21 protein-coding genes, 1 tRNA gene and 1 pseudogene are annotated in these 19,263 nt (G+C 69.4%); 14 read left to right on the top strand and 9 right to left on the bottom strand.

The features are described from left to right. Positions 1–22 precede the first annotated feature (22 nt). Genes MUN74_RS07270 through MUN74_RS07260 form a run of 3 tightly spaced genes read right to left on the bottom strand, consistent with a single transcriptional unit; the run spans position 23 to position 2,216 of the window. A complete protein-coding gene (locus MUN74_RS07270) occupies positions 23–1,009 on the bottom strand; it encodes a DNA topoisomerase IB (RefSeq protein WP_244855773.1) in 987 nt (328 codons plus the stop codon). 25 nt (positions 1,010–1,034) lie between these two features. Continuing rightward, a complete protein-coding gene (locus tag MUN74_RS07265; RefSeq protein WP_244855772.1) occupies positions 1,035–1,301 on the bottom strand; it encodes a DUF7218 family protein in 267 nt (88 codons plus the stop codon). A 33-nt stretch (positions 1,302–1,334) separates the two neighbouring features. Continuing rightward, positions 1,335–2,216 carry an SDR family oxidoreductase gene (locus MUN74_RS07260; protein WP_244855771.1) on the bottom strand — a complete coding sequence of 294 codons (882 nt, stop codon included), beginning with the start codon at positions 2,214–2,216 and terminating at the stop codon, positions 1,335–1,337. Between the two features lie 147 nt (positions 2,217–2,363). Between MUN74_RS07260 and MUN74_RS07255 the strand changes: the two are divergent. Continuing rightward, positions 2,364–2,666: pseudogene (locus MUN74_RS07255) on the top strand (DUF7882 family protein); the annotation flags it as partial. 208 nt (positions 2,667–2,874) lie between these two features. Here the strand turns inward: MUN74_RS07255 and MUN74_RS07250 are convergent. Next, positions 2,875–3,447, bottom strand: coding sequence for an SRPBCC family protein (locus MUN74_RS07250; RefSeq protein ID WP_370647359.1), 573 nt, complete (start codon positions 3,445–3,447; stop codon positions 2,875–2,877). Between the two features lie 181 nt (positions 3,448–3,628). Here MUN74_RS07250 and MUN74_RS07245 point away from each other — a divergent pair, with 181 nt between their 5' ends. Continuing rightward, positions 3,629–3,841: a hypothetical protein gene (locus tag MUN74_RS07245; RefSeq protein ID WP_244855770.1), complete on the top strand. Its 213-nt coding sequence runs from the start codon at positions 3,629–3,631 to the stop codon at positions 3,839–3,841. A gap of 34 nt (positions 3,842–3,875) precedes the next feature. On the opposite strand, the gene MUN74_RS07240 is transcribed toward MUN74_RS07245, so the two are convergent. Then, on the bottom strand, positions 3,876–4,199 hold the full coding sequence (locus MUN74_RS07240; RefSeq protein WP_244855769.1) for a DUF7882 family protein: 324 nt from the start codon (positions 4,197–4,199) through the stop codon (positions 3,876–3,878). 61 nt (positions 4,200–4,260) lie between these two features. Further along, positions 4,261–4,974: a DUF6766 family protein gene (locus MUN74_RS07235; RefSeq protein WP_244855768.1), complete on the bottom strand. Its 714-nt coding sequence runs from the start codon at positions 4,972–4,974 to the stop codon at positions 4,261–4,263. Between the two features lie 123 nt (positions 4,975–5,097). On the opposite strand from MUN74_RS07235, the gene MUN74_RS07230 reads away from it, so the two are divergent. From MUN74_RS07230 to MUN74_RS07205, 6 genes are all read left to right on the top strand, one after another. Next, a complete protein-coding gene (locus MUN74_RS07230; protein WP_244855767.1) occupies positions 5,098–6,105 on the top strand; it encodes a LacI family DNA-binding transcriptional regulator in 1,008 nt (335 codons plus the stop codon). A gap of 309 nt (positions 6,106–6,414) precedes the next feature. After that, entirely contained in the window at positions 6,415–8,115 is a 1,701-nt protein-coding gene (locus MUN74_RS07225) for a glycoside hydrolase family 13 protein (RefSeq protein ID WP_244856380.1), read from the top strand. A 124-nt stretch (positions 8,116–8,239) separates the two neighbouring features. Next, positions 8,240–9,604 (top strand): ABC transporter substrate-binding protein, encoded by a 1,365-nt coding sequence (locus tag MUN74_RS07220; protein ID WP_244855766.1) that lies wholly within the window; start codon positions 8,240–8,242, stop codon positions 9,602–9,604. Positions 9,605–9,609: 5 nt separating this feature from the next. After that, entirely contained in the window at positions 9,610–10,590 is a 981-nt protein-coding gene (locus MUN74_RS07215) for a carbohydrate ABC transporter permease (protein WP_244856379.1), read from the top strand. After that, the gene (locus tag MUN74_RS07210) at positions 10,587–11,573 is read left to right on the top strand and encodes a carbohydrate ABC transporter permease (protein WP_244855765.1); all 987 of its coding nucleotides are present in this window, start codon (positions 10,587–10,589) and stop codon (positions 11,571–11,573) included. The genes MUN74_RS07215 and MUN74_RS07210 overlap by 4 nt, the downstream gene beginning before the upstream one ends. Before the next feature lie 194 nt (positions 11,574–11,767). Beyond that, positions 11,768–11,840: transfer RNA gene (locus MUN74_RS07205), tRNA-Arg, on the top strand. A 104-nt stretch (positions 11,841–11,944) separates the two neighbouring features. Here MUN74_RS07205 and MUN74_RS07200 read toward each other — a convergent pair. Both MUN74_RS07200 and MUN74_RS07195 read right to left on the bottom strand, forming a co-directional pair. After that, positions 11,945–12,889 carry a site-specific integrase gene (locus MUN74_RS07200; protein WP_244855764.1) on the bottom strand — a complete coding sequence of 315 codons (945 nt, stop codon included), beginning with the start codon at positions 12,887–12,889 and terminating at the stop codon, positions 11,945–11,947. A gap of 220 nt (positions 12,890–13,109) precedes the next feature. After that, positions 13,110–13,805, bottom strand: coding sequence for a hypothetical protein (locus tag MUN74_RS07195; RefSeq protein ID WP_244855763.1), 696 nt, complete (start codon positions 13,803–13,805; stop codon positions 13,110–13,112). Between the two features lie 170 nt (positions 13,806–13,975). Here MUN74_RS07195 and MUN74_RS07190 point away from each other — a divergent pair, with 170 nt between their 5' ends. From MUN74_RS07190 to MUN74_RS07170, 6 genes are all read left to right on the top strand, one after another. Then, entirely contained in the window at positions 13,976–14,215 is a 240-nt protein-coding gene (locus tag MUN74_RS07190; protein ID WP_244855762.1) for a helix-turn-helix domain-containing protein, read from the top strand. 44 nt (positions 14,216–14,259) lie between these two features. After that, a complete protein-coding gene (locus tag MUN74_RS07185) occupies positions 14,260–14,919 on the top strand; it encodes a hypothetical protein (RefSeq protein WP_244855761.1) in 660 nt (219 codons plus the stop codon). A 189-nt stretch (positions 14,920–15,108) separates the two neighbouring features. After that, a complete protein-coding gene (locus tag MUN74_RS07180; RefSeq protein ID WP_244855760.1) occupies positions 15,109–15,399 on the top strand; it encodes a hypothetical protein in 291 nt (96 codons plus the stop codon). Between the two features lie 10 nt (positions 15,400–15,409). Further along, the gene (locus tag MUN74_RS07175) at positions 15,410–15,784 is read left to right on the top strand and encodes a helix-turn-helix domain-containing protein (protein WP_244855759.1); all 375 of its coding nucleotides are present in this window, start codon (positions 15,410–15,412) and stop codon (positions 15,782–15,784) included. Between the two features lie 360 nt (positions 15,785–16,144). Beyond that, positions 16,145–16,441, top strand: coding sequence for a helix-turn-helix domain-containing protein (locus MUN74_RS19305; RefSeq protein WP_370647358.1), 297 nt, complete (start codon positions 16,145–16,147; stop codon positions 16,439–16,441). A gap of 535 nt (positions 16,442–16,976) precedes the next feature. After that, positions 16,977–18,443: an APC family permease gene (locus MUN74_RS07170; RefSeq protein WP_244855758.1), complete on the top strand. Its 1,467-nt coding sequence runs from the start codon at positions 16,977–16,979 to the stop codon at positions 18,441–18,443. A 136-nt stretch (positions 18,444–18,579) separates the two neighbouring features. On the opposite strand, the gene MUN74_RS07165 is transcribed toward MUN74_RS07170, so the two are convergent. Further along, entirely contained in the window at positions 18,580–19,185 is a 606-nt protein-coding gene (locus MUN74_RS07165; protein ID WP_244855757.1) for a DUF305 domain-containing protein, read from the bottom strand. Positions 19,186–19,263 lie beyond the last annotated feature (78 nt).

Raw genomic sequence — 19,263 nt, 5'->3', positions numbered from 1 at the left:
CCGCGACCGGCACTCGCCATCGTCAGGCGCCGTCGCCGTCGCCGTCGCCGCCGAGCAGTTCGAGCAGCCGACGTTCGCGATCACGCCCGGATGCCACGACCGCACCCCGCTCGTACGCGTCGACGACGCGCGGGTCGACGTAGCTGGCGCGGGCGATGGCCGGGGTGTTGCCGAGCGCGGTCGCGGCGGCGCCGATCGCCTCGCGCACCGCCGCGGCGCGGGCCCGTGCCGTCGACTCGGGGCCCAGTTCGGCGAGCCGCTCGGCGGCGACGAGCGTGCCGCGCAGCGTGCGGAAGTCCTTGGCCGTGAACTCGCCGCCCGTGCGGGCACGGATGTCGTCGTTCACGTCGGCGGGCGACGCCGCGCGCATCGCGGGCCCCTCGCGCCAGGCGTACAGCCGCGCCGCCGCCGACCGCTCGCCGGCCTCGCCGACGAAGACCGCGAGCCGCTCGTCGGCGACCCGCAGTTCCTGGGCGATGCCCCCCTTCGCGCGGAACCGGAAGCGCACCGTGTCGGCGGTCTCGACGGCGGCGTTGCGCACGAGCAGCGTCGTCAGGCCGCGGTTGCGGAACCCGGCGAGCGACTCCTCCGAGCCGATTCGGATCGCACCGAGGTCGAGGGTCGTGAACGCGGCCGCGAGCACGCGGGCCCGTGGCATCCCGTCGACGGCGAGGTCGCCGCGCGCGCTGCGGCGCGCCGCCGGCAGGGCGAGGGCGAGCTCGGCCATGCGCTGGAACTTCTCGGCGTCCTGCCGCTCGCGCCAGGCCGGGTGGTAGAGGTACTGCCGGCGGCCTGCTGCATCGACGCCGACCGCGAGGATGTGCGCGTTCGCACGGTCGGCGATCCACACCTCGTTCCACGCCGGCGGCACGGCGAGGTCGGCGATGCGGTCACGCTCGGCGCGTCCCGCCGCACCCCCGTCGGAGTGCACGTAGCTGAAGCCGCGCCCTCGCCGCACCCGGGCGTAGCCGGGCGAGACGTAGGGCACGACCCGCTTCAGGCGCGGCATGGCGTCGCACCCGAGGCCGACGCGCTCAGTGGTTGCGCAGGGCCGAGATGAGCTCGGACTTGCGCTTGTCGCTGTACCCGTGCAGGCCGATCTCCTTGGCCCGCTTCTTCAGCTGGTCGACGGTCCAGTCCTCGTAGTCGCCGTGCTTGCCGCCCTTGCGGCCGATCGCGCTGCGGCCCTGCTTCGCCGCCGCGTTGGAGATGCGCGCGGCCTTCTCCTTCGAGGCGCCGTCGTCGCGGAGCTCCTCGTAGAGCTCGGGGTCCTTGAGTGACGAGTTCCTGCGTCCTGGCATGATCTCTCCTTCCCTTCTCGCCCGCTCATCCCCTCAGAGCGGGCGGCCGCCCGTGACCGGCACGATCGCGCCCGACACGTACGACGCTTCGTCGGAGGCGAGGTACACGTAGGCGCCCGCGAGTTCGGCGGGCTGGCCGGCACGGCCGATCGGCGTGTTCTTGCCGAATTCGGGCAGCTTGTCGGGCCACCCGGTCGCCGGGATGAGCGGCGTCCAGATCGGGCCCGGGGCCACGGCATTGACCCGGATGCCCCGTGGCCCGAGCTCCTCGGCGAGGGCCCGAGTGAAGGCTACGAGCGCGGCCTTCGTCATCGCGTAGTCGACGAGCGCGGGCGAGGGTTCGAAGCCCTGGATCGAGGCGGTCGTGATGATGCTCGACCCCGGTTCCATCAGCGGCACCGCCGCGCGGGCGAGGAACACCGGTGCGAAGAGGTTCACCCGCATCACGTTCTCGAAGTCGTCGCTCGGCACGCCCTCGATGCCGCCGCGGTCGCGCTGGTGCGCGGCGTTGAGCACGAGCAGGTCGATTCCCCCGAACGCCTGGTCGACGCGCTCGATGAGCTCGGTGCAGTAGGCCTCGTCGCGGAGGTCGCCGGGCAGCAGCAGCGGATCGCTGCCGGCATCGGTCACCCAGACCGCGGTCTCGTCGGCGTCGGCCTGCTCCTCGGGCAGGTACGCGATGGCGACCCGCGCACCCTCGCGGGCGAACGCGATCGCCACGGCACGGCCGATGCCGGAGTCACCGCCCGTGATGAGGGCCCGGCGGCCCTCGAGGCGTTTCGCGCCGCGGTAGCTGTACTCGCCGTGGTCGGGCTGCGGAGCCATCGGCGCGGTGAGGCCCGGCGGTTCCTGCTCCTGACGCGGGAACCGGTCGGTCGTGTGCTTCGTCGTGGGGTCGATGAGCGCGTCGGTCATCTCGCCTCCTTCGATCGCAGCCACCGTATGCAGGTCGGCCGTGCTGCCGGTAGGGATTGACAGAGCGGTTCGGTGCATGTGGGATATGCGCAGACCGTCCGTCCCGATCTGGGAGGCCGCGGGCGGGGAGAGGAATACGGTGATTCTGTGGGAACGCTCTACTACGGTGACTCCGGTACCCCCATCGGCATCGAAGACCGGGCGCTCGCGCATCTGAAGGTCGCGATCATCACGAAGCTGCGTCGAGGCGAGAGCTTCACGCTCTCGTGGCGTCACACCGACGATCAGGCGCGCGGCCGAAGCACGCTGTGGCTGCACGCCTCGATTCCGCTGCGATTCGTGTTCGACGAGCCCGAGGCGCCCGACCTGAGCCGCAAGTGGATCGAGGACCTCATGCGCTCGGCGAACAGTACGGGCGGTATCCAGCTGATTCCCGAACAGCTCGACACCGGGCCCATCGAGACGATGCCGGACCAGCCCGTGCAGGTCGGGGTCGACGTGCAGGAGGTCGACGACGGGGACGGCGCCGATACCCGCGAGCCGGGCAAGGGCCGGGAGAAGGCGTCTGCCGCCGGTTCGTGACGCCGGCCGGGTCCTCGGGGACGCCGGACCCCGACGACGGGCCCGGCGTCCCTGACGCAACTCGCCCCGGCGCACCTCAGGTGGCGATGTCGGGATCGGCGCCGCTGACGCCGTCGTCACTCGTACGTCGCTCGCCGGTCGGACGGGGCGGGGGCGTGCTCCCGGGCACGTAACCGCCGTCGCTCGTCGCCTCCCCGCCATGGACCTCGCCGCGCCACGCGCCCGTCTCGGCTCCGCGGTGCTCGATGAAGTCCTTGAAGCGACGCAGGTCGTTCTTCACCTGCAGATCGTCGATCTGCAGCACGGCGCCGGCGTTCTCGACGAAGCCCTCGGGCTCCCACTCGAGTTCGAGGTCGACGCGCGTGCGGTCGGGTCCCTCGGGGGTGAACTCGACGATGCCGCGATGCGCGACCTCGCCGACGCTGCGCCAGGCGACGTGCCGGTCGGGCACCTGGTCGCCGATGTCGGCGTCGAACTCGCGTCGCACCCCGCCGATCGAGACCACCCAGTGGGTGAGTTCGTCGTCGAGCTGCGTGATCTGCTCGACCCCCGTCATGAACTCGGGAAAGGTCTCGAACTGGGTCCACTGGTCGTAGGCGACCCGGATGGGAACCTCCACCTCGGTCGTCGCCGTCACGGTCGTGGTCATGGCCGTTCCTCCGTCCTGCTCGGTTCACCCGGCGCCGGTCGGCGCGGGCGGGCATCGTGTGCCATGCCGAGCCACGCTAGGCGGCGGCCCCGGTCGTGGCGAGGGGCTTGCCGCTCGACGGAGGTGCTGGTAGACGAGAAACAGGGCGCGCATCCGATGCGGGCCGCGGAGGTGGTGCGGCATGGAATCCGTCGACGAAGGGCGCGCCGAGATCGAGCGCTGGTGGCCGCACCTCTCGATCAGGGCGAGGCATCTCGTGCTCGACGACCTGACGGCGCCGCTCGACGAGACCGTGATCATCGAGATCGAGGCCATCACCGCGGCATCCGCGCCCGATCGTCTCACCGAGGCCGAGCAGCGGTTCGTGCTGACGCAGATCGAGGCGGTCGACTGACCGACGACGCCGGGGCTGATCGGCCCGGCGAAGGTCAGTCGCCCTCGAACTCCTCGGTCTCGTCGGGCTCGGGCACGTAGTGGAGGCCCGCGGTGCTGTTTGCCGACATCAGCAACTGCTCGACCCAGAGCCGGTTGAGCTTCGGCTGGCGGTTGCCGCTGAACACGAACTGCAGGGGGATCGACTCGTTGAGCCAGAGGGTCGTGCGACCGCTGCCGTTGGCGACGCCGTGCTCCCAGGTCAGTGCGAAGCTCTCGCCGCGGCGCAGCTTGTTGATGATCGCGATGCGCAGGTGGGCGAGCGTGCGGTCGTCGATGTCGAGCTCGCGGTTCGACGAGTTGTAGATGAGCTTGCCCATACCCGAACTCTAGTCGTCGCGGGCCACCCGGTGGGAGTGTGCGGCGCGGGGCCGACCGGTCTCACGAGCCGGTCTCGTGGTGCGGCGTCGCGACGGGCTTCGACTCGGGCGAGCCGCGCTGGCGCAGGAGGACCGAGGCCCCGACGATGGCTGCGACCGCGAGGAACTCGCTCTGCCAGTTCTGCATCGACTCGAACCAGAACTGTGCCGTGCCGAGGTACTGCCACACCGTCACGCCGGGCAGGCCGTGCTGCAGCTGTTCCTCGGAATACGTCTCGGCCCCGCCGACCGCGTGCAGGAAGAAGGAGAGGCAGAAGAGCACGAAGAAGAAGATCGCGAGCGAGTTCTCGTAGAGCACGAGCACGAGCCCGCCCCGGCGCACGGGCCACGGGGTGTCGGGGCCGACCTCCGCCTCGCGTGGGTCCTCGTCCTGCGGGGTCCGCTCGCCGAGCGGCTTCGACTCGCTCGAGCCCTTCTGGAAGAGGAACACCGTGAGCACGACGTACGCGCCCATCTGCAGGAACTCCGACTCCCAGTTCTCGAACGTCGCCTCGATGAAGTGGCCCGAACCCAGGTACTCGACGAAGCCGACGGGACTCCCGCCGTGGTCGAGCTGCTCCTCGTTGTAGACCTGGAATCCCGTCGCGGCCATGCCGGCCATGCAGAGCACGAAGATCGCGAGGCAGACGACGATGAGCGCGTGCTCGCGAAGCCACCGGACGAGTCCGTGCTCGCCGGCCTTCGCTGCCGGTGCCTCGGTGGCCTCTTTCGTCATCGTGACCCCCTCGGCTCGATGCTGGCGGCGCACCGACCGGGCGGGCAAGGGGTTGACGAGGCATCCCCACCGGCTCTCGCAGGATTGTCGAGTTCTTGCAGCGTCTCGCGTACGATTGCGGCCATGTCGAGAAGGCTCGCGGACGTCGCACGCAAGGTCGGAGTGAGCGAGGCGACGGTGAGCCGCGTGCTCAACGGCAAGCCCGGCGTCTCGCCGTCGACCCGTGACGCCGTGCTCACCGCGCTCGACGTGCTCGGCTACGAGCGACCGACGAAGCTGCGCGGCGAACGTGCGCGCCTGGTCGGGTTAGTCATGCCCGAGCTGCAGAACCCGATCTTCCCCGCGCTCGCCGAGGTCATCGGTGGCGGGCTCGCGCAGAACGGGTTCACGCCCGTGCTCTGCATCCAGACGGCGGGCGGCATCTCCGAGTCGGACTACGTCGAGCTGCTGCTGCACCAGCAGGTCTCGGGTGTCATCTTCGCGGGCGGCGCGTACGCCCAGGCCGACGTCAACCACGACCACTACGAACGACTGCGCGAGCTCAAGCTGCCCACCGTGCTCGTCAACGCGCCGATCGACGGACTCGGCTTCGCCACGGTGTCGTGCGACGACGCGGTGTCGGCCGAACAGGCGCTCGGGCACCTCGCGCAGCTCGGGCACGAGCGCATCGGGCTGCTGCTCGGGCCGCGCGACCACGTGCCCTCGCAGCGCAAGCTCGCGGCGGCCCGCGTGATGGCCGAGCGGCTCGGCATCGACCTGCCCGACGAGCGGATCGTGCACTCGCTGTACTCGCTCGAGTCGGGCCAGACGGCCGCGGCGAAGCTGCTCGCCGCGGGCGTCACGGGCATCGTCTGCGCGAGCGACCCGATGGCGCTCGGCGCCGTGCGCGCCGCACGGCGCGCCGGGCTGCGCGTGCCCGAGGACGTGTCGGTGATCGGCTTCGACGACTCCGCGCTCATGAACTGCACCGAGCCGCCGCTGACGACCGTGCGCCAGCCGATCGAGTCGATGGGCAAGATGATCATCGAGCTGCTCATGCGCCAGATGTCGAGCGAGCGCGCGATCGGCGACGAGGTGTTCTTCGCGCCCGAGCTCGTGGTGCGCGGCTCGACGGCGCCGGCGGCCCGCTGACCGTCTCCGTCCGTGGGTTGAGGAGCGAGCGACGAAGGAGCACGCGTCTCGAAACCCGGATGGCCTGGTTCCCGAGAGCGGCTCACCGGGTTTCGAGACGCGTCGCCGCTGCGCGTCGGCGCTCCTCAACCAGCGGAGGGGTTTCTGCAAGCCGCTGCCGCAATTCGACGCAAGCTGTCGCAAATCTGTGCTCGATTGTTGAATAGTTGCATCATTCTGTTGCTCTCATTACGTTGAGGCGCATCGACGCCGGCGTCTCCCTCCAGCCGGCGCGAACCCGCCCGACTCGAGGAGAACGACCGCGTGACCATGCCGCTCACCGACGCCCCAGGCACCGTGCCGCCCGCGCTCGCGCACGACCCGCTCTGGTGGCGCAGCGCCGTCATCTACCAGGTGTACGTGCGCAGCTTCGCCGACTCCGACGGCGACGGCACGGGCGACCTGCGCGGCGTGCTCAGCCGCCTCGACTACCTCGCCGACCTCGGCGTCGACGCGCTCTGGTTCAACCCCTGGTACCCGAGCCCCCTCGCCGACGGCGGGTACGACGTCGCCGACTACCGCGATATCCACCCCGCCTTCGGCACCCTCGCCGACGCCGAGGAGCTCATCGCCGCGGCCGCCGGCCGGGGCATCCGCACGATCATCGACATCGTCCCGAACCACGTGAGCTCGCGGCATCCCTGGTTCGAGGCGGCCCTCGCAGCCGGGCCCGGCAGCCCCGAGCGCGAGCGCTTCTGGTTCCACCCGGGCAAGGGGGCGGGCGGCGACGAGATGCCGACGCACTGGGTCTCGAACTTCCAGGGCGACACCTGGACCCGCACGGTGAACCCCGACGGCACGCCGGGGGAGTGGTACCTGCACCTCTTCACGCCCGAGCAGCCCGACCTCAACTGGAACCACCCCGACGTGCGCGCCGAGCACGAGGACATCCTGCGGTTCTGGTTCGACCGCGGCGTCGCCGGCGTGCGCATCGACTCGGCGGGCCTGCTCATCAAGGACCCGGCGCTGCCGGAGGTGCCCGAGGTCGTCGCCGCCGGTCAGCACCCCACCGAGGACCGCGACGAGGTGCACGACGTGTACCGCTCCTGGCGGCGCATCGCCGACTCGTACGAGGGCACGCGCGTGCTCGTCGGCGAGGTCTGGGTGCCGGATGCCTCCCGCTTCGCGGCCTACCTGCGCCCCGACGAGATGCACACGGCGTTCAACTTCGACTTCATGGCGCGCCCGTGGGACGCCGCCGAGCTGCGCGCGTCGATCGACCTCATGCTCGACGCGCACGCCCCGGTCGGCGCCCCGAGCACCTGGGTGCTTTCGAACCACGACGTCACCCGCCCGGTCACCCGGTACGGCCGCGACGACTCGTCGTTCGCGTTCGCGAAGAAGCGCTTCGGCACGCCGACCGACCTCGTGCTCGGCACCCGCCGGGCCCGCGCGGCGGCGCTGCTCACGGCGGCACTGCCCGGCTCGCTCTACCTCTACCAAGGCGACGAGCTCGGCCTGCCCGAGGTCGAGCTGCCGCGCGAGGTGCTCGAGGACCCGATGCACTTCCGCTCGGGCGGTGTCGACCCCGGCCGCGACGGATGCCGCGTGCCGCTGCCCTGGCGCGGAACGTCGGCGCCGTTCGGGTTCGGGCCCGACGGAACCGGCGGCGGCGAGAGCGCCGGCGCGGCGCCCTGGCTGCCGCAGCCCGCCGAATGGGCGGGGCTCACCGTGCAGGCCCAGCAGGCCGACCCGTCGTCGATGCTCTGGCTCTACCGCCAGGCGCTGCGGCTGCGTCGGCGCGAGGCCGCGCTCGGCGACGGACCGATGGCCTGGCTCGAGCACGGCGACGACGTGCTCTGCTTCCGCCGCGGCGACGACCTCGTCTCGATCACGAACCTCGGGCGGGCGCCCGTCGCCCTGCCCGACCACGAGAGCATCCTGCTCGCGAGCGCCCCGCTCGAGGCCGGCATGCTCCCGACCGATGCGACGGCCTGGCTCCGCACGGCGCCGGCGCCGAGGCATCCCTGAACCGCATTACGAACCCGGGCACCACCGGTACCCCAGCACCACCGACACCCCAGCACCACCGATACCCCAGCACCACGGAAACAGCCCGCACCACCCCAGCACAGCACCGAAAGGAAACAGGACAATGAAGTCATCACGCAGCATCGCGATCGCGGGGCTCACCGCCCTCGTGGTCGCCGGCTCGCTCGCCGCCTGCAGCGCCGACTCGTCGGGCGGCGACGACGGCAAGCTCGAACTGCGGGTCGCCACCTTCCCGCCCGGCGCCGACCAGGCCGCGTACGACGCCTTCGCCGAGCAGGAGAAGCAGTTCGAGAAGGCCAACCCCGACATCGACGTGATCGGCGTCGAGTACGAATGGACCGCGCCGACCTTCGCCGCACAGCTCGCGGGCGGCAGCCTGCCCGACGTATTCACCGTGCCGTTCACCGACTCGAAGACCCTGCTCGAGAACGGCCAGCTCATGGACCTCACCGATGAGATCGACGAACTCGGTTACACCGACAAGTTCAACCCGATCATCCTCGCCGAGGTCACGGGCGCCGACGGCAAGCTCTACGGCTTCCCGCGGCAGGCCTACGCGAACGGCCTGCACTACAACCGCGACCTGTTCGAGCAGGCGGGGCTCGACCCCGACCAGCCGCCGACCACCTGGGACGAGGTGCGCGCGGCCGCGAAGACCATCGCCGAGAAGACCGGCAAGGCCGGCTACGCGACCATGACGACCGGCAACACGGGCGGATGGCAGCTCTCGGTGCAGGCCGACTCGCGCGGCGCCTCGCTGCAGGATGCGAACGACGACGGCACCTACACATCGACGATCGACAACGACGCGACGAAGGCGACGCTCGAGTACCTGCACGACCTGCGCTGGGAGGACAAGTCGATGGGGTCGAACTTCGACCTCGACTGGGGCTCGATCAACCAGGAGTTCGCTGCCGGAAACATCGGCATGTACACGACGGGCTCCGACGTGTACACGGCGCTCGTGCGCGACTTCGGCATGTCGCCCGACCAGTACGGCCTCACCGTCATCCCGACCGAGGAGGGCGGCGGCGTGCTCGGCGGCGGCGACATCGCGGTCGTCGCGCCCACGGTCGACGACGAGACCAAGGCGGCGGCGGTCACCTGGATCGACTGGTACTACATGCAGAAGCTCCTGAACGAGGACGCCGCGGTCGCCGACGCGAAGGCGCTCGCCGCGAGCGACCAGGCGGTCGGCACCCCGGTGCTGCCCGTGCTCGACCGCGACACCTACGAGGAGTCGCTCACCTGGATCGAGCCGTACGTCAACGTGCCGCTCGACCAGATGACGGGCTTCACCGACGGCATCTTCGAGCAGACGCCGGTCGGCGAGTTCAAGGGCCAGACGCAGCCCATCTACGCCCTCATGGACAACCTCGTGCAGGCGGTGCTCACCGACGAGAACGCCGACATCGATGCGCTGCTGAAGCAGGTCGACGTCGACGCGCAGGCCCTGCTCGACCAGTGACGACCATGATCGATCGGGATGCCGCGGCGGAGGCCCCGCCGCGGCATCCCCCCGCCCTCGACGGGAACGCACCCGCGCGCCGCCGACGCCGCCGCACCCCGCTGACGTGGGTGCGCGGCGGCGGGCTGTGGAACCTCGCGTTCCTCGCCCCCATGCTCATCGTGTTCGGGGTGTTCAGCTGGTCGCCGATCGTGCAGTCGGTGATCATGAGCTTCCAGAAGACGAACCTCATCGCACCGCCCGTGTGGGTCGGCCTCGACAACTTCGCGCGGGTGCTCGCCGACCCGAACCTCGGCGTCGCGATCGTGAACACGCTGTACTTCGCGGTGCTCGCGCTCGTGCTCGGATTCCCGCTGCCGCTCGTGCTGGCCGTCATGATGAGCGAGGTGCGGCGGGGCAAGGGGCTGTACAGCGCGCTCGCGTACCTGCCGGTCGTCGTGCCGCCGGTCGTCGCGGTGCTGCTCTGGAAGGTGTTCTACAACGCCTCGCCCGACGGCGTCTTCAACACGATGCTCGGCTGCGTCGGCATCCCGCCGCAGCCGTGGCTGCAGTCGGCCGCGACCGCGATGCCGTCGCTCGTCATCGAGGCGACGTGGGCGGCGGCCGGCGGCTCGATCATCATCTACCTCGCGGCGCTCATCGCCGTGCCGCCCGAGCTGTACGACGCGGCCGAGGTCGACGGCGCCGGCATCTGGCGCAAGATCTGGCACGTCACGCTGCCGCAGCTGCGCGGCATCCTCTTCATCATGCTGATCCTGCAGGTCATCGCGACCTCTCAGGTGTTCCTCGAGCCGTTCCTGTTCACGAGCGGCGGGCCGAACAACGCGACCCTCACGATCCTGCTGCTGATCTACCGCTACGCCTTCCAGAACAGCCTCGGCGGCGACTACGGCGAGGCGACCGCGCTGAGCCTGATGCTCGCGATCTTCCTCGGCCTGCTGAGTTGGGCCTATTTCAAGCTCACCGAACGCTGGAGCACCGAATGACCGCCCCCACCACCCGTGCGACCCGGATCGCCGTCGCCCGTGCGCCCGGGTCCGGCCGGGGCCGATCCGGCGGCCCCGGCCGCGGCCGACGCGGACCCGACGCGTCGAACGACCGCGGGGTGCTCGCCGCCTCCGACCGACGCCGCGGCCCGGTGCGCGTCTCGATGACCGGCGTGCACCTCGTGCTCTTCGTCGGGCTCGTGGTCGCCGGCCTCGGCCCGCTGCTGTGGCTCGCGAAGTCGGCCGTGTCGACCACGCAGGACACGCTGAGCCACCCGTTCGAGCTGTGGCCGAGCGGCATCGACTGGGCGAACCTCGGCACCGCGTGGAACGACATCCACATCGACCAGTACTTCCTCAACACGGTGTGGGTCGCCGCGGGGTCGTGGTTCTTCCAGGTGTTCATCGCGACCACCGCGGGCTACGCGCTCTCGGTGCTGCGGCCGAAGTACGCGCCCCTCCTGAACGCGCTCGTGCTCGCGACCCTCTTCATCCCGGCGGTGGTGCTGCTCGTGCCGCTGTACCTCACGGTGCTGCATCCGCCGCTCATCGACACGTCGCTGCTCAACACCTACTGGGCCGTGTGGCTGCCGGCCGCGGCGAATGCGTTCAACATCCTGCTCGTGAAGCGCTTCTTCGACGGGCTGCCGCGCGAGGTGTTCGAGGCGGCGCGCACCGACGGTGCCGGGCCGCTGCGCCTGTTCTGGTCGATCGTGCTGCCGATGTCGAAGCCCATCATCGGCGTCGTGTCGGTGTTCGCCGTGATCGCCGCGTGGAAGGACTTCCTCTGGCCGCTGCTCGTGCTGCCCGACCCGGCGATCCAGCCGCTGTCGGTGCGGCTGCCCGCCGTGCAGTCGCAGACCGAGCTCGACGTGTTCCTCGCGGCGCTCGCGATCTCGACGCTCATCCCGGTGGCGCTGTTCCTCGTGTTCCAGCGGCTGTTCCTGCGGGGCGCCGGGCTTGGGGGCGCGGTGAAGGGGTAGGGCGCGCGGTCGTTCTGCAGGCACTTCTGCGCGCCGCGCCGTGCTGCGGCGTCGTTCCGCGGCGGGTCGCCCCGAAGTGCCTGTTCTCGGATGCCGCGGCCGGGGCTGCCCGCCCTCGATTGGCGATCACGCGTGACGTAGGTTAGAGTTACGTGGTTGCCTGATCGCGAAGCAAGCGCCAGGCGGCATCTGATGCGCCCGTAGCTCAATGGATAGAGCATCTGACTACGGATCAGAAGGTTGGGGGTTCGAGTCCCTCCGGGCGCACGAGAAAAACCGCCCCTCATCAGCACTTATGCAGATGAGGGGCGGTTTCGTTTTCGGGCGGATTCAAGCGGATCCCCCTTTTACTCACCCGAAACTCGTTTTGACTACGGTTCCCCGAGCGGTTCGAGCGCGGCCGAAACGTCGGGCGCCATGATCGCTTTCGCCACGTAGTGCTTCGCGGTCACGGCCGTTCCGGAGTGCCCCAATTGGGATGCCGCGTCCCGGGTCGAGTACTCGCGATCGATCATGGTCGCGACCGTCTTTCGGAACGTGTGCGGAACGACCCAATCGAACCCGGCCGCCGCTCGCGCGTCGCGCCATTGCCGGTGCAGATTCGCCGTCTCCCGGAGAGTTCCGGTGGTCGACGGGAACACGAGATTCATCGGGTTCGGTGTCCCGCCCGACTCGACCCGGCGCCGCATCAGGGTCTCGACGGCGAACCGTGGCAACGTGACCGTGCGATGCCCGGCGGCCGTCTTCGGGTGATCCTGCCGAATGATCCCCTCGCCGGGCACCCGGACGACGGTTCCGCTGATCGTCACCGTCGGCCGTTCGGCCGCGAGGTCGACGTCATCCCACCGGAGCGCGCACAACTCCCCGATGCGGGCGCCGGTCGCAAGCAAGATATCCACGACGTCCGGAATATCGGGGTTCCGGCGCCGCCCCGCCTGTTCCGGATCGTCGACCCACCCCCGCACGCCCTCCCGGAGCGCGCGCACGTCGTCGACGCTGAGCGCGCGAACCTCCGACTTCGGTGACCGGAACGCGGCAACCTCGCGGATCGGATCCGTCCGGATCGCGCCATGCCGAACCGCCATGCCGAGCATCCCCGACAAGATGACGCGCGCGTGCCGCGCCGTGCTGAGCGATGCTTTCGCGGTCGCTTTCAAGAACCGGTCCATCGCCGGAACGGTCGCCTCGCGGATCCGGAGTTCGCCGACCCCGGGAACGATCGCCCGGTCGTACACCTCCCGGTAGCGAGCGACCGTCGACGGGGAACGGTCGCTGTCTGCGATCTCGTCGAACCAGAGCGCGCCGAGATCGCGCAACCGGAGTTCGGGCCGGATCTCGTCGCCCCCGGACCCCGCCGCTTCGCGCTCGCGGAGACGCGCCTCTAGGGTGCGTTGCGCGGCCGCGCCCGACGTCCCCCACGCCTCGACGCGGGTCGTGTGACCGGTGTACTCGCGATACGTCGCCCGGGCGCGCCATTTCCCGGGCGTGACCTCTGAGCGGGTGATTTTGCCCCACGTTCCGACGGGGAGCGGCGGCCTAGGCATTCGTGTTTCCCTTTCGTGGCTTTCGTGTCGACGGATCCAGCGTTCCGGCCTCGCGGGCCGCGGCGACCCAACGACTCGTCGCGGTCCGACTGATCCCGAGCGTTTCCCCGACGAACCCGCCGGGTGCCCGCCCGTGGGACTCACCGAACCGGTACAGGGCGGCCGTCGTCCGAGTGCCGACGACACTCGTCGGCCCGTGACGGCGGACCATCTGCCGCCATTCGTCATCCGGCACGATGACCGGCCGCCCACCCTCATCGGTTCCGAGCCACCGGGCGCCGCCGCCCGTGCCGACCGGCGCCGGGAGGTAATCGTCATCGCGCCATTCGTCGGCCGTGGGGGCATACGATCCGCCGAACGTGTGCAGGACCGTGAACCCCGGCCCGTGGATCCCGTCCGCGTGGAGGGCCGACCGGACCGCGCGCACGAGATCGGGCACGCGCACCCGGTTGAGCGCCGTCGTCGTCACCGGCAGATCGTCCGTTCCGACGATCGTGAGGGTTCGCAACTCGTGAACCCCCGACGCGCCGATCTCGAATGACCCGACCAGATCCCGACCGTCCGCGGCGCCGACGAATCGCAAGGTCACCGACGCCGGGCGTTCCACGCCCCACGCCGGGACCATCGCACGCGGCCCGACCTCGACCGGATCAATCCGGAGATCCCGGGGAATCTTGGGTGTCGTCATGCGGGAGAGCCTAGCGTGATTTCCCGCAAATATCCCGCTTAGTCCTGTCGGAGCCTAGAAACTTCATTGAAATACGGGGGAAGTAGGGTAAGCGGGAAATATCGGGATGGGTTGTCAAAGCTCGCGGAGATCCCTAGTGTGTCGTCAATCGACGATCGAAAGGGGGCGTGATGCCCGCGGCAACCACCCACCCGCAACCCGAACTCACCCGGGGGCCGCTCGCAACGACCGATGAGGTTGCGGCGATCCTCCACAAGTCCGTTGCGGCACTCAACCAAATGCGCGGCCGCGGAGAGGGGCCGCCCTATCTGAAAATCGGCCGCCGCGTCTACTACCGGCTCGGAGACGTAGACGCCTATCTCGAATCGCTCCGGACGATCCCGCCCGAGCGAACCCGGGACTCGCGCTAGCCGCGACGAGAGCCACCAATCCAAACACGCGAAAGGTTTTACCGATGACCCTGTTTAACCGCTCGAAGCCCTCAACCGTCGACGATGGTCCGGCGCTGCCAGCCGGGTTCGATGATCCCGAGTCCGACACGTTCGTACCCGAAGCCCTCCGCCCCTACTGGCGTGACAACCTCTCGAATCCTGCGGCCCTCCCGGCCGTCATCGATGAACGAATCGAGCTCGAAGCCCGCGAGGCGGCCGAAGCCCTCCAGCGTGCCGACTGGGAAGCGAACCGGACCATCGGCAACACTGGCCGACGCGGCGAATTCGTGTTCGACGGCCGCGAATACGCGACGTTCCCGATCGCCGATGAGATCCGGCGCATCAGGAAGTCACCCGACGACCTCGCCCGTATCCAGGCGCTCGCAATTCACGCTCTGCACGTCGCCGACGCGAAGGCCGCCGCCGCGGCCGCGGCCAGCACGGCCGCCCGTGTCGCACAGGACACGTGCCCGGTCTGCGGCGATCGGCCCCCGCACGCCGGGGCGCCGGTCGTGAGGCCGCGAGCGTTCAGGGGCCGTAGCGGTCGCGAATTCAGAATGACGTGCTGCCGCGAATGCGCGAACGCGGTCGACGTCGTACACGCCGAATGGCTCCGGACTCACGTCGTGCGCGATGGAAAGACGCGCGTGCAACTCGTCACCGAAGCCCTCGCGAACCGCTGAGCATCAAAGCCAGAAGGGGGGCACGCGATGGACACGAAAGCGAACCCGTCGGGTGTCCCTCTGTACGGCGTCCGGCGCTGTTACGTCGGTCTCGTCGTCTCGGATCTCACCGTCACGGACCATCTCGGGGGAAAGCGTTTCCGGCTCCGGTGTGTGTGCGGCGCCTACGTCGACGCCGACGAACGGAACGTGCTCGAAGACGCCGTGCTCTCGTGCGGAAACCATCCGCCCGCCGACGGCCGAACGCCCGGTGTCTACGGCCGCGCCCATCGGAACGTGCGCCGCGAGCGTGGCAACCCCGGCGCGTGCGCGTGCGGCCGCCCCGGCGCCGAATGGGCGTTCAACGACGACACCCCGCCCGACGGATTCACCGTCGGCGGCTACCCCTACTCATTCGACCCGGCCGCCTACGCCCCCGTCTGCATCCGCTGCCACCGCCGCGCCGCACGACGCCCGCGGGGCACCGAAGCACTGTTCTAGGTCCGTCGTCATGCCGATCCGCGACCGCGACGGGCGCGCCGTGCGCCATATCGACCAACAACAACGAATCGCCCTCGCGCACACGCGCGAGACGAACCCGCGATATCGACTCGCGCTCGCCGTCATCATCATGCACAACGGATCTGGCAACCCCTACCCGTCACTTCGGACCATCGCCGAACTCGTCGGATGCAACCGAACGACGGCATGGCGCGCCGTGCAGAAACTCGCCGACCGCGGAGAAATCACGTTCGTCCGGGGCAAGGGCGGGCCGCGCAACACGTGGGTATCCAACCGCTACGACCCGTCGATCTCCTGCCCGCCCGACTGTCACGACCCCGCCCACGTCGAACCCGCCGCCTACTACGGCCCCACGCCGTTCTGAGGCCCGAGCCGGTCACCCCTCGACCCGTCGCCCCACCGGGCGCCGCCCGCTGTCTACGCCCCCGCCGCGGGCCGCTCTGCCCTGTTCCGCTTAGGCGGAACAACTAGCCGGTTATCCACAACCTCAAACGCCTGTTCCGCTTAAGGCGGAACAACTCACCCAGTGAACTGTTCCGCTCCGGGTGGGACAGAAACTTAACTACTTAACTTTCCATCTCCGACTTACGTAACGCTTCGCGTGTGCGCGCGCACACGCGCGCGCGAGAGATCCCCGATTTTTTAAGCGGGACGCGACGGCAACCCCGCGCCTCGCCACTTCCATTTCCTCCCAGCGCTGATACAAAATGCGGTACAAAATGAGGTGACTGAACGCGGATCGGCCGCCCTGGATAGGCTCGACCCCGTGACCGTGCGACCGATTACGAGTGAGGACCGCGCAGCGAGCCACGTGCTCGAAGCAACCCGGCGCGCCCGCGGGATGCCGAAGGCCGAACTCGCACGCCGGGCCGGTCTCCAACTCCGCACGCTGCACTACTACCTCGACTGTGAGCGGGCGATGACGGTCGGCACGTTCCGCGCTCTTTGTGACGCCCTCGGCCTCTCGCGAGAGGATGCTGCGGCGGCGATCACTCGTTGGCTTTCAAGGCCGGTTCTCTAGGGCTGGCGCTGGAAACGGCCCGGGATCGACGCCGCCCGATCTGCCCACCTTTTTACCCACCTCTTTTGCGATATCTCCCCGGATCTCGCGAGACTCCCCGGATCATCAGAGGATCACGACTCCCGCGGAAATATGCGGTCGGAGCCGTCCGGAGATCTCGGAAGGTGCCGGATCAGGCAACAGAAGGTTGGGGGTTCGAGTCCCTCCGGGCGCACGAGAGAAGGCGGTTCGCGGAATGCGAACCGCCTTCGTCGTTTTCGGGGGCGATTTCGTGCCGTCACCACGCGCCCGACGCGGACGGGGCTTTTCGACGGTGTGTTACGAGGTCGACCGCCCGATTCGTCGGCGAATTCATGCCCATGCAACTGATTCCGCAGTCGTCGTGTACTGTGATCCGGCGGTCTGAATCCCGCCTGTCGATGGACAGACTGGATGGTCCGCAGTGCTCGACTGGACACAGTGTCGTTCCCGCTCACTCGACGATCGGGTAACGTCGCCGTGCTCGACCAACGAAGTTCCCCCGAGAGGATCGATGATGACCCGACCCGCCACCATGGCGCCCACCACGCTGAAGCGTTCGCTCGGCCTGTGGGCGATCGTCGGCCTCGGCCTCGGCTACATGACGCCGATGACGGTGTTCGACACCTTCGGCTACGTCTCCGAGGAGAGCGGCGGAGTCGTTCCGCTCGCGTACGCCTTCGCCCTCATCGTGATGCTGTTCACGGCGATCAGCTACGGCCGCATGACCCGCGTCTACCCCTCGGCGGGTTCGGCGTACACCTACGCGTCGGAGACCATCCACCCGAACTTCGGCTGGCTCGTCGGCTGGACGGCGCTGCTCGACTACCTGCTGCTGCCGCTCGTCAACGCGCTGCTCGTGCGCCAGTACCTCGAGTCGTTCTTCCCCGACGTGTCGGGATGGGTGTGGGTCATCGGCTACGTCGCCGTGATCACGCTGCTCAACCTGTGGAGCATCTCGTCGACGTCGAAGGTCAACGGCACGCTGCTCATCTTCCAGGTGGTGCTCATCGCCGTGTTCATCGTGCTCTCGTGGTCGGCCCTCGCGCAGGGTGCCGGCGACGGCACGCCGTTCACCCTCGAGCCGTTCTGGCACGCGAACGTGCAGGTGATGGCGGTCGTGAGCGCCGCGACCATCGTGTGCTTCTCGTTCATCGGATTCGACGCGATCACGATGTACACCGAAGAGGCGAAGGATGCGGGCATCGTGCCCAAGGCGATCGTGCTCGCGCTGCTCTTCGGCGGACTCATCTTCTTCACCGCGGGCTGGTTCGCGCAGGCGCTCTTCCCGACCGACGCAGGCTTCGAGGGCACCGCGCTCCCCGAGATCGCGTACTCGGTCGGCGGCATCATCTTCCAGATCTTCTTCGTCTCGGCTGCGGTCGCCGCTGCGGTCGCGTCGAGCCTCGCATCGCACGCGAGCGTCTCGCGCATGATCTACGTGATGGGCCGCAACGGCACCGGGCCGATCTCGCGCTTCTTCTCGTACGTGCACCCCAAGTACCGCACGCCCGCGATCGCCGTCATCTTCGTCGGCGTCGTGTCGCTCGGTGCCGCGGTCGCCGACCTCGACTTCATCTTCACGCTCATCAACTTCGGTGCGCTCATCGCGTTCACGATCGTGAACGTGACGGTGATCCTGCACTTCGCGGTGCGCAACAAGCAGGTGAAGGGCTTCTCGCAGATCTTCCGCAACATCGTGCTGCCGGTCATCGGCATCGCGCTCACGGTGCTGCTCTGGGTCAACCTCAACATCGACGCGATGATCTACGGCCTCATCTGGCTGGCGGTCGGCGTCGTCGTGCTGCTGACGATCACGCGCTTCTTCACGCGCAACCTGCGCATGTCGTTCGAGGAGGACGAGGTCATCTCCGAGGGCGAGGAGGGCGAGGCAGCGCTCAGTGCGGCCGACCGCGAGGTGCTGCACGAGGGCGAGGCGCAGCTCGAGAGTGAGCGCCGGTCCGAGGTCGACCCCCGCGCCTGACCGAAGCACCCGTGACACCGCGTCGGCGTGACCGCATCGCGGCGTGACGAACGAAGCGGCCCCGCCCGAAGGCGGGGCCGCTTCGGCGTTCAGCGCCGACGATGCGCGAAGCGCGCGCTCGAAGGGCCGGCCGCGATCACCCGTCGCCGAGCAACTGCCGCATGGTCGCGATCTCGGCGGTCTGGGTGTCGACGATCGTGCGCGCCATCTCGGTCGCGCCCGAGTGCTCGCCGTCGGCGAGCTCGGCCTCGGCCATCTCGACGGCACCCTCGTGGTGCACGATCATCTGCTCGAGGAACAGTCGGGATGCCTCCGCCCCGGTGGCGTCGGCGAGGGCGGCCAGGTCGTCCTCCGACATCATGCCGTCGCCGTGGTCCATGCCCGAGCCCGAGCCGTGGTCCATGCCCGGCATCGAGTCCCCGCCCGCGCCCCACGCGTCGAGCCACTCGTTCAGCTGGTCGATCTCGGGCTGCTGCGCGGCCTTGATCTGCGTCGCGAGCTCGCGCACGGCGGGATCGACGCCGTCCTTGGCGAGCAGGTCGTCGCTCATCTCGACGGCCTGCTCGTGGTGCGGGATCATCATCTGCGCGAACATCACGTCCGCGTCGTTCGCCGATTCCCCGCCGCTTGCGGCGGAGCCGTTCGAGGTGCCGCCCGAGGCGGTGCACGCCGCGAGGGCGATGGCGGCGGTGAGGGCGAGCGCGGCCGCGGCTGCGGCACGCAGGGTCTTCGTGGTGTTCATGGGTCGCTTCTCTCTGCGGAATCTGTTTCGTCACTGATCTGGATGCGGCGCGCCGGAGCGGCTCGAGGCGTCGAGGGT

This window comes from Agromyces sp. H17E-10 (assembly GCF_022919715.1).
Taxonomy (GTDB): Bacteria; Actinomycetota; Actinomycetes; order Actinomycetales; family Microbacteriaceae; genus Agromyces.
This window is presented reverse-complemented; position numbering and strand designations above follow the sequence as displayed.